Here is a 7,789-nt window from a genome sequence, read left to right as displayed (position 1 = left end):
ACCGTTGTCGTTCGGTTCACGACTAGCCTCCAGCAACCTGCCCATGTTGTCCCACCGGTACTGGTAAGTGTCCGTGTGGGTTTTCCCGCTGGATCAGCTGACCGGCCGCATCATAATGCTGGTGTACCTGCCGTTCCGGGTACTGGAACACGCGGTCACCCATGCGCCGTTCAGTGCTTAATAAGCCCGCCGCGTTGTATTCGTACCGGATTAAGGTGTCGTCAGGACGGATTTCTTCGATTAAACGCCCTTCGGCATCACGGTTCAGCCGGTAACGGTCATCGTTGGCGTTGTCGAGCTGTATCAGATGCCCTTCGGGACTGTACTGATAGCGAATTTGACGTTGTAAACGGTCCGTCGCACAGACCACCTGACCTGATGCATTGTATTCCCAGGCGCGGGACGCATTCTCATTGCGCTGGTGATGGGTCAGTTGACCCGCGCTGTCCCATGCCAGGTGTTCTGTGGAATCGTCAGGATAGGTGATGAGGATTAACTGGCCGCTATCGTTATAGTCATAACGGGTCGTTTCCATCAGCGCGTTGGTAAAGCGGCTCAGTCGGTTCTCATCGTCGTAGCGCCAGGTGCTGCTTTGCCCGGAACAGTCGGTGTGGCGCATCAACTGCCCCTGACCATTCCACGTAAAATGNCTTTCCCCGCCTTTGGCATCAGTCACTTTGTCGGGACGCACCGNATTATCAAAGCCGTAGTGATAACGGGTAGTCTGCTTCAGTGGCGAGGTTTCACTGATCANCCNCCCAAATNNATCGTAANCCANNGCCGNNTNGGTNCCCANCCGNCCAGAANATAACATGAGCCGGTCAGTATCATCTGTACTGCCAGCCGATCTGGTTGCCGTTGGCATCGGTGAAACTCAGTTGGCGGCCATGCTGGTCCCATTCACTCAGACGGGTGTGGCCGTCCGCATCTTTGTAGCCGTTCGGCAGGCCAAATTCATCCCACAGGATTCTGGCGCAGGCCATTTTCTTTACTGCACGCCACTTGACTGCGTGTCGCGATGGCGGCAGGTTGGTTGTTGATAAAAACATTGGGGGAACCACTCTTGATTTCCCCGCAGGGACTGCGCGACGAGGCCCCCTTAGAGACGCAGGCGTCACGCGCCATGTCGCCTAAATATCCCGCCGCCATGCTCACCGCAACGGCGGCACCCATCAGCAAAACGCCCATCCCGAGACAGGATGTAGCTAATCCGGCGACAAAGAGGGCCCCCGGCAGCTGAAATTAATGAACCGATGACGGTGCCCGCAATCAATCCCGCCATAGCACTGGAATGGCCTATCGTGTCTCCGAGCCGTGCAGCTTCTGGCATAGCGTCCCCTCCCTAGAACTGGAAACTTTTCAGGCAGTCATCCAACCACTGCCGTTGCGCCTCGGTGAACGCCTGCTGGGATGACAGGGTGAAAATCAGCGCTTTTTTCTCATCCAGCAGAAATACCGCCTGATATTGATAGACCTGCTGCCCCTTTTTGGGCCGATAACGGGAAAGCAGCGCGGTGCCTTGCCGCAGGCTATCGCCCAGCGTTATGGGCTGTTCTGCCAATAATTGCCAGTCGCGCAGACCGTTTTTCAGCAGATCTTTTTGGCGGGTGAGGTAACCGGGAAGATCTTCGCCTTCGATTAACTGATCACGCGCGATATTCAGCGCCGGGGCATCGGGCGCGATGAGGATGTTTACCGTCTGTTCCTGATAGCCTGCCGGTAACAGAATGCTGCCTTCAGTGAACTGACAACGTGCTTGATTGTCCATCTTTCTTTTGTCTTAATATAGGAATGCCAAACATAGCAACAACATTGATAATCCTGATTAAACAGATTCAGGGGGTACCCCCTTCTCAGTCATCAATAAACTTATACAATCAATAATGCTGTCCGTTTAATATTCAGACAAAAAGATATAACAAAAAATCAGCTATGTCTTGATTATTAGGTGAATTAATACTCAGTGAATTTAATAAAATGTGATTTAAGTCACAAAACAATACCGATAATCGCGCTGAAAATCCGTCTTAATGAACTAAATCACTACAATTTTATTCAATCAATTTACCTTGCCCGGTTTATAGATCTTGCATTAATCACCAGAGAAATTTAACTTTGCATTTTACCGCAGCACTTATCAGTGTACCGAGGAAGCTGGCATGTTTAAGTGTGTTGCGCGCCGATCCGAGCAATATAGATTAATTGTCTTGCAAGGTAGGAGGAATAAATTTATTTCTTTACTATTTTGATCATATATCAATATTCCGGCCCAATGGCCGGAGTCATCTTATTGATTGATCATTTGAGCAGGCAAAAATCTAAAGATTTGCTTATTTAGCATTTAACACTTCGTTTAATTTAGCTTCATCAAGCTGACGACAACGTTTTGCTACTACAATCGTTGCAACCCCATTGCCAATCAGGTTGGTTAACGCTCTGGCTTCTGACATGAAACGATCTATTCCCAGGATTAATGCCAAGCCCGCCAGGGGTAAATGCCCAACAGCAGAAATTGTTGCCGCTAATACAATAAACCCGCTGCCTGTCACGCCAGCAGCTCCTTTAGAAGATAAAAGCAACACCACTAATAGCGTTATTTGATGCACAATATCCATATGTGTATTGGTTGCCTGCGCAATAAATACCGCAGCCATTGTTAGATAAATAGAAGTACCATCGAGATTAAATGAATATCCGGTTGGTATCACCAAACCAACAATCGATTTCTGACATCCCACCTTCTCCATTTTGTCTAACATACGCGGTAATGCAGATTCAGAAGAGGATGTTCCCAATACGATTAATAATTCTTCTTTAATGTAATTGATAAACCGGAATATACTAAATCCAGTCACTTTCGCTATTGTTCCTAAAACAAATATGACAAAAAGAATACAAGTGATATAAAAGCAAACTATTAACTGTCCTAATTGTATCAATGAACCAATACCATATTTACCGATGGTAAATGCCATTGCACCAAAAGCCCCCAAAGGTGCTAATCGCATTATCATATTGATAATACCGAAAATCACCTGGGAGAAACCATCAATAATATTAAAGATTGGTTTCCCTTTTTCTCCCAAATGATGAAGTGCAAAGCCAAATAACACCGCAAATAATAAAACCTGCAAAATATTACCACTGGCGAATGCGCCGATGACACTGCCTGGAATAACGTCAAGTAAAAATGCGATTATTCCCTGTTCAGCCGCTTTCTCCGCATATATAGAGACAGCTTTAACATCTAACGTAGTGGGATCAATATTCATTCCTGCACCAGGCTGGACAACATTGACAACTATTAACCCAATAATTAAAGCAATTGTGCTGACTATTTCAAAATAGACCAGAGCAATAGCGCCTGTTTTACCCACAGCTTTCATACTTTCCATACCGGCGATACCGGTCACAACCGTACAGAAAATAACTGGCGCAATAACCATCTTGATTAATTTTACAAATCCATCACCCAATGGTTTCATTTCTGCGCCAAGTTGAGGGTAGAAATGCCCCAGCAGTATGCCGATAGTTATTGCAAGTAAAACTTGAAAATAAAGACTTTTTAGTAAATTTTTTTTCACTTCTTAATTCCCTAATCCATAGTATAAAATCAAATTCTATTTATTCTTATTAGAACGGTGTGATTGTTGTTAAATTTTCCCTATATCTTTATTTACATAAAATATAAAGTAAATTTTCATTATTTTTTCACAAAATTTTAAAGTTAACACACAATTTTTTAAGATATAGATCACATAAACATACAATAAATAACCACTTTAAGATGGCTGAACCAATGATTATCTCACAAGTTATTTAAAACCTCCTATTTAAAAATACCCGTAATTTTAAGCGTCTCTATTTTTCAACCCATTAAGTATTAATATGAAAATTAACAGGTTTTTGACACACCGAACGTTTTAAGAACGATTAAACCACAAGAAATTATTAACTATAATTGCATAGCCCGGTTGCTTTGTTACAATTTAATCAACAATATCCCACAACATACACGGCATGATCTCAATACCCGAAGGAAAACTATTATCATCATGAAATTAAACAGCCAGTTAAATCATCATATACAGACACCAGAAAATCCTATCGCTTCCACTCCAGTAGTATTGATCCACGGGTTATTTGGTGATCTGAATAATCTTGGGGTCTTGGCCCGTGATTTACAGCAATATTATCCCGTTATTCAGGTTGATGTACGTAATCATGGTTTATCTCCACGGGCAGATAACATGGATTACCACGATATGGCACAGGATGTTATTTCTCTGCTGGATCATCTGCAAATTCAGTCCGCTATTATTATTGGTCATTCAATGGGCGGCAAGATCGCGATGACAATGACCGCCCTGACACCAGAGCGGATAGAAAAAATTGTTCTTATTGATGTAGCGCCAATCGCCTATCAGGTTCGCCGTCATGACCAGATTTTTACCGCATTGAATAAAGTGACGAAAGCCGGCGTTAATACCCGTCAGGAAGCCACCGAAATTATGCGGGAAGATATTCAGGAAGAGGGTGTTATTCAATTTTTATTAAAATCATTCCGTCAGAGCGAATGGAAATTCAATTTGCCGGTGTTAATCAATCAATATGAAAAGATTATCGGCTGGGAGGAAATACCTGCATGGCCTCATCCCGCTCTGTTTATTCGCGGCGGTCTTTCTTCTTATATTCAGGAAGAGTATCGAAATGATATCGCCAGACAATTTCCACAAGCTAAAGCCTGGGTTGTCGCCGATTGCGGTCACTGGGTTCACGCAGAAAAACCAGATGCCGTTTTAAGGGCAATTCATCGTTTTCTCAATATTGATGCGGAATAATGCAGGCAGTTAACTCGCGATAAATATGGGCTCACCTTTCTGTGAGCCCATATTATTTTATAATTTTATTATAAAGCGTTAATTAAGCAAATTTTCCTTTTCCAATCATTGTATCTGTCCACGCCGTTGTAATAGCCATTTTTGCCTTACTGTCCAGACTTTCGATAAAACCATTATCGCCTGCGCTGGGAGCAAAACTGCTCATTGTCTGAATCAATAAATCAACCACATTGTCTGACAGTGCAGTCAATCCACGCTCCCCTGATTCATTATTATTATCCATTTGTGTCACCAATTTGGCACGATTGCCATCAAAGTAATCATTAAAGGTGACTGAGCCTACCGATTCAAATATGCTCTGAGCGGTGTCGTCCTGAATAGAGCGATTCACCGACAGCACTAAATCATATCCGCTACGCTGAAACCATAAGTTTTGCCAGTCAATGCCGTTAAAGAGGATCATATCTTCTGCACTGATATCGTTAACCAGGTGCGGTCGATTTTGTTACTCGCACCTGCCCCAGTAAAATACAAATTACCCCGATCCGTTTCATGCCATAATTTGTTGTAGCCACCCGCGCCTTTGAAATTGATGTCACCTTTTAAACCTTTGAAATTCAAACTGTTATAAGCCGCAACTCCAGTAAAACCAAGGTTACCACGGTCACCCGAATGCGCCACGGAAATCCCTCCCGCAGCACCAGAAAATGAAACATGACCACTCTCACTTTTATTAATCTCTGCGTAACCCGCACCGCCTTTTATCGACAGATCGCCAAGAGTATCTTGATGTCACATATTTTACCTTTGAATTCAACTGTTATAAGCCGCAACTCCAGTAAAACCAAGGTTACCACGGTCACCCGAATGCGCCACGGAAATCCCTCCCGCAGCACCAGAAAATGAAACATGACCACTCTCACTTTTATTAATCTCTGCGTAACCCGCACCGCCTTTTATCGACAGATCGCCAAGAGTATCTTCTATCTCTAAATATGCAGCCCCACCGACCACCGTATCATCCCCTTCACCGGTATAGACTTTCGCTGCAATCGAACCAAGGGTGATGTGATCATCCCCGCCACGGGCATAAATGCGACCCCCAATCCCAATCGCGTCGATATTATTATTATCGTTATCAGCAATATAATTCCCGGTAAAAAAGTATTGCGCACTACGGCTTGATGATTTACCCATAAGAAATCCTTTAGATTAATTTTTCCCAGTCAAATGAAATAAAAAGAGAAAATTCTTTAGTTTTAATTGATATTAGAGATAGCTTGTTCAGATTTTCCAAACATGTTTTTACCTAAAAAAAAATTTATTAATAATAAAAACACAACAGTAAAAAAATTAAACTCAGAGAAACACTGAATTTAATTATAATATTTTTTAATGAATAATTTGGATAATAGCGTCGAATCATATATTGCAAAAATTCAAAAGCAATATTCATACAAAAAAGTCTGTTTACTCCCCCACAGACTTCCTAGACCCCCACACTGAAGGCACAGTTGATATTAATAAATAAAACCAAGAAGTATTTGCAAAATATGCCACTCCGCCGTAATAGCGATTTTCGCCTTACTGCCAAAACTCTCGATAAAACCCTTTTTTCAGGGCTTAAATCCTGCCAAATTAACCATTTTTTATGGTATTAGTTTTATCGCTTACTTCGTAAAATCAAGGTGAGAAAGCACTTAGGTATTAACGGAGTACCTGTTTTTTTACCCTCAGCTGATTAATCACTGAAAAAAATCAGCTTGCGATCGCTAAAAAAAGAGAAAACAAGTAAAAAGTGAATCATGTTAAAAAGATGATAAGCCTGAAAAGCGATTTTAGTTCCAAAGGTTTTTCTTATTTTTTAATTAAAAACGCATCTAATGAATCAGGGCAAGATTTCATATTTTTAACCTGAGATTTACTTAAGAAAGGAACTAAGTGCCTGATTCAGCGCTGATCAGGGTGAAGCTCCCAGTGCCAGTTCTGCTGTCAACATTCTACAGGCTCTGGTCACCCGGCCATAACGTCTGCCACAGGACATGGCTCTCACCGCTTAATCATCACCAATACGGCGCGGCCGGTATGCTTTCGTCAAATAAATACATTATAAATATTGACGTATTTTATCTTTAAGCCTATACCTTTTGTAATGTTATACGAGACCTGAAATAGGGCGCTGCCATTCCCTTTCTGAGTGACCAAACCTTTCTTTATGGGCATTCATCAGCCTAACACCAACAGCAAACGGGGAGGGGAACAAGCCGAAAAAGAGATGTCGACGACACACAGCATTAATAATAATTAATATTCAAACCACTAACACAGCAGAGGTCCATTTTATGGGCAAAACAGACACAATCAGGAAACAGTTATGTCACTAACACGCGCAGAAGCTCAATACATATCTAATAATAATCTCGGGTGCCGCTACGGTACTACAACTGGGGGAGCTGCCTACGCCTTCATGGACATTCAAGGGGAAGGCCAAAATGGAGGTGCGCTGATCCCGTCAACACAGACACTCTTTGAGTGGCTCAGAAATCCTGACCAGCCCGCTTTTGAGCCCCGTTGGCACAACCGACTGTGGAACTCATGTGGAGTGATCGTCGGATTGAGCGCCTCGGGTACAGTGCTCCTCGTGACGAAAGCGCCACCCACCGCTGAACGGTACCTGTTCAATAATGAGGCTGCACGAGGTGATAAATATACGTTTCGCAAATGCAACCGCCTTGCACCGGACAGTACAACTGTGGCGACAATCTCTTATGGACAGAGAAAAGGTGAGCCGGAAGACAGGGAGATCGCTTCCCCTGTCGACGCTGCACTGATTAATATTGTTACCGTCGAGCAGTTGTATAACGCGATCCTTGCAGAGCTAAAGAAACTTGCAGGCAGCGCGGCAAACTGACCGCTTAGCGGCCAACAGCTAATGGCTGTGAGAGATC

At 43.2% G+C, this 7,789-nt stretch carries 10 protein-coding genes; 3 read left to right on the top strand and 7 right to left on the bottom strand.

Going from position 1 to position 7,789, the window contains the following annotated elements; translation table 11 throughout:
* Positions 1-22 precede the first annotated feature (22 nt).
* The gene (locus PTE_RS26940) at positions 23-619 is read right to left on the bottom strand and encodes an RHS repeat domain-containing protein (RefSeq protein ID WP_339366706.1); all 597 of its coding nucleotides are present in this window, start codon (positions 617-619) and stop codon (positions 23-25) included.
* A 193-nt stretch (positions 620-812) separates the two neighbouring features.
* On the opposite strand from PTE_RS26940, the gene PTE_RS27150 reads away from it, so the two are divergent.
* The gene (locus PTE_RS27150) at positions 813-1,040 is read left to right on the top strand and encodes a hypothetical protein (protein ID WP_036843331.1); all 228 of its coding nucleotides are present in this window, start codon (positions 813-815) and stop codon (positions 1,038-1,040) included.
* 74 nt (positions 1,041-1,114) lie between these two features.
* Here the strand turns inward: PTE_RS27150 and PTE_RS26930 are convergent, their stop codons facing one another.
* The 3 genes from PTE_RS26930 to PTE_RS04015 all read right to left on the bottom strand — a co-directional run bounded on the left by PTE_RS26930 (position 1,115) and on the right by PTE_RS04015 (position 3,584).
* Entirely contained in the window at positions 1,115-1,330 is a 216-nt protein-coding gene (locus tag PTE_RS26930; RefSeq protein WP_036843328.1) for a hypothetical protein, read from the bottom strand.
* A gap of 12 nt (positions 1,331-1,342) precedes the next feature.
* Positions 1,343-1,768 (bottom strand): DcrB-related protein, encoded by a 426-nt coding sequence (locus tag PTE_RS04020; protein WP_036843326.1) that lies wholly within the window; start codon positions 1,766-1,768, stop codon positions 1,343-1,345.
* 562 nt (positions 1,769-2,330) lie between these two features.
* Entirely contained in the window at positions 2,331-3,584 is a 1,254-nt protein-coding gene (locus tag PTE_RS04015) for a dicarboxylate/amino acid:cation symporter (RefSeq protein ID WP_036843324.1), read from the bottom strand.
* Positions 3,585-4,055: 471 nt separating this feature from the next.
* Here PTE_RS04015 and ybfF point away from each other — a divergent pair, with 471 nt between their 5' ends.
* Positions 4,056-4,841: an esterase gene (ybfF, locus tag PTE_RS04010; protein WP_036843322.1), complete on the top strand. Its 786-nt coding sequence runs from the start codon at positions 4,056-4,058 to the stop codon at positions 4,839-4,841.
* An 82-nt stretch (positions 4,842-4,923) separates the two neighbouring features.
* Here ybfF and PTE_RS04005 read toward each other — a convergent pair whose 3' ends face one another.
* The 3 genes from PTE_RS04005 to PTE_RS03995 all read right to left on the bottom strand — a co-directional run bounded on the left by PTE_RS04005 (position 4,924) and on the right by PTE_RS03995 (position 6,038).
* Positions 4,924-5,304, bottom strand: a complete 381-nt coding sequence (locus PTE_RS04005; protein WP_036843320.1) for a hypothetical protein — start codon at positions 5,302-5,304, stop codon at positions 4,924-4,926.
* Positions 5,301-5,522, bottom strand: a complete 222-nt coding sequence (locus PTE_RS04000) for a hypothetical protein (protein WP_036843319.1) — start codon at positions 5,520-5,522, stop codon at positions 5,301-5,303. The genes PTE_RS04005 and PTE_RS04000 overlap by 4 nt, the downstream gene beginning before the upstream one ends.
* Before the next feature lie 132 nt (positions 5,523-5,654).
* Entirely contained in the window at positions 5,655-6,038 is a 384-nt protein-coding gene (locus PTE_RS03995; RefSeq protein WP_036843317.1) for a hypothetical protein, read from the bottom strand.
* Between the two features lie 1,177 nt (positions 6,039-7,215).
* Between PTE_RS03995 and PTE_RS25575 the strand changes: the two genes are divergently transcribed.
* Positions 7,216-7,752 carry a hypothetical protein gene (locus PTE_RS25575; protein WP_036843316.1) on the top strand — a complete coding sequence of 179 codons (537 nt, stop codon included), beginning with the start codon at positions 7,216-7,218 and terminating at the stop codon, positions 7,750-7,752.
* Positions 7,753-7,789 lie beyond the last annotated feature (37 nt).

Origin of the sequence: Photorhabdus khanii NC19 (genome assembly GCF_000517265.1) — a bacterium.
GTDB classification, from domain to species: Bacteria; Pseudomonadota; Gammaproteobacteria; order Enterobacterales; family Enterobacteriaceae; genus Photorhabdus; species Photorhabdus khanii.
Note: the sequence above shows the minus strand (reverse complement) of the source record. Positions and strands in the feature narration are given on the sequence as shown.

What these genes read in the sequence shown, in the direction of transcription:
- PTE_RS03995 (WP_036843317.1), bottom strand. Translation starts at nt 6,038, where the DNA reads ATGGGTAAATCATCAAGCCGTAGTGCGCAATACTTTTTTACCGGGAAT.
- PTE_RS04005 (WP_036843320.1), bottom strand. Translation starts at nt 5,304, where the DNA reads ATGATCCTCTTTAACGGCATTGACTGGCAAAACTTATGGTTTCAGCGT.
- PTE_RS27150 (WP_036843331.1), top strand. Translation starts at nt 813, where the DNA reads ATGAGCCGGTCAGTATCATCTGTACTGCCAGCCGATCTGGTTGCCGTT.
- PTE_RS04020 (WP_036843326.1), bottom strand. Translation starts at nt 1,768, where the DNA reads ATGGACAATCAAGCACGTTGTCAGTTCACTGAAGGCAGCATTCTGTTA.
- PTE_RS25575 (WP_036843316.1), top strand. Translation starts at nt 7,216, where the DNA reads ATGTCACTAACACGCGCAGAAGCTCAATACATATCTAATAATAATCTC.
- PTE_RS26940 (WP_339366706.1), bottom strand. Translation starts at nt 619, where the DNA reads ATGCGCCACACCGACTGTTCCGGGCAAAGCAGCACCTGGCGCTACGAC.
- PTE_RS26930 (WP_036843328.1), bottom strand. Translation starts at nt 1,330, where the DNA reads ATGCCAGAAGCTGCACGGCTCGGAGACACGATAGGCCATTCCAGTGCT.
- ybfF (WP_036843322.1), top strand. Translation starts at nt 4,056, where the DNA reads ATGAAATTAAACAGCCAGTTAAATCATCATATACAGACACCAGAAAAT.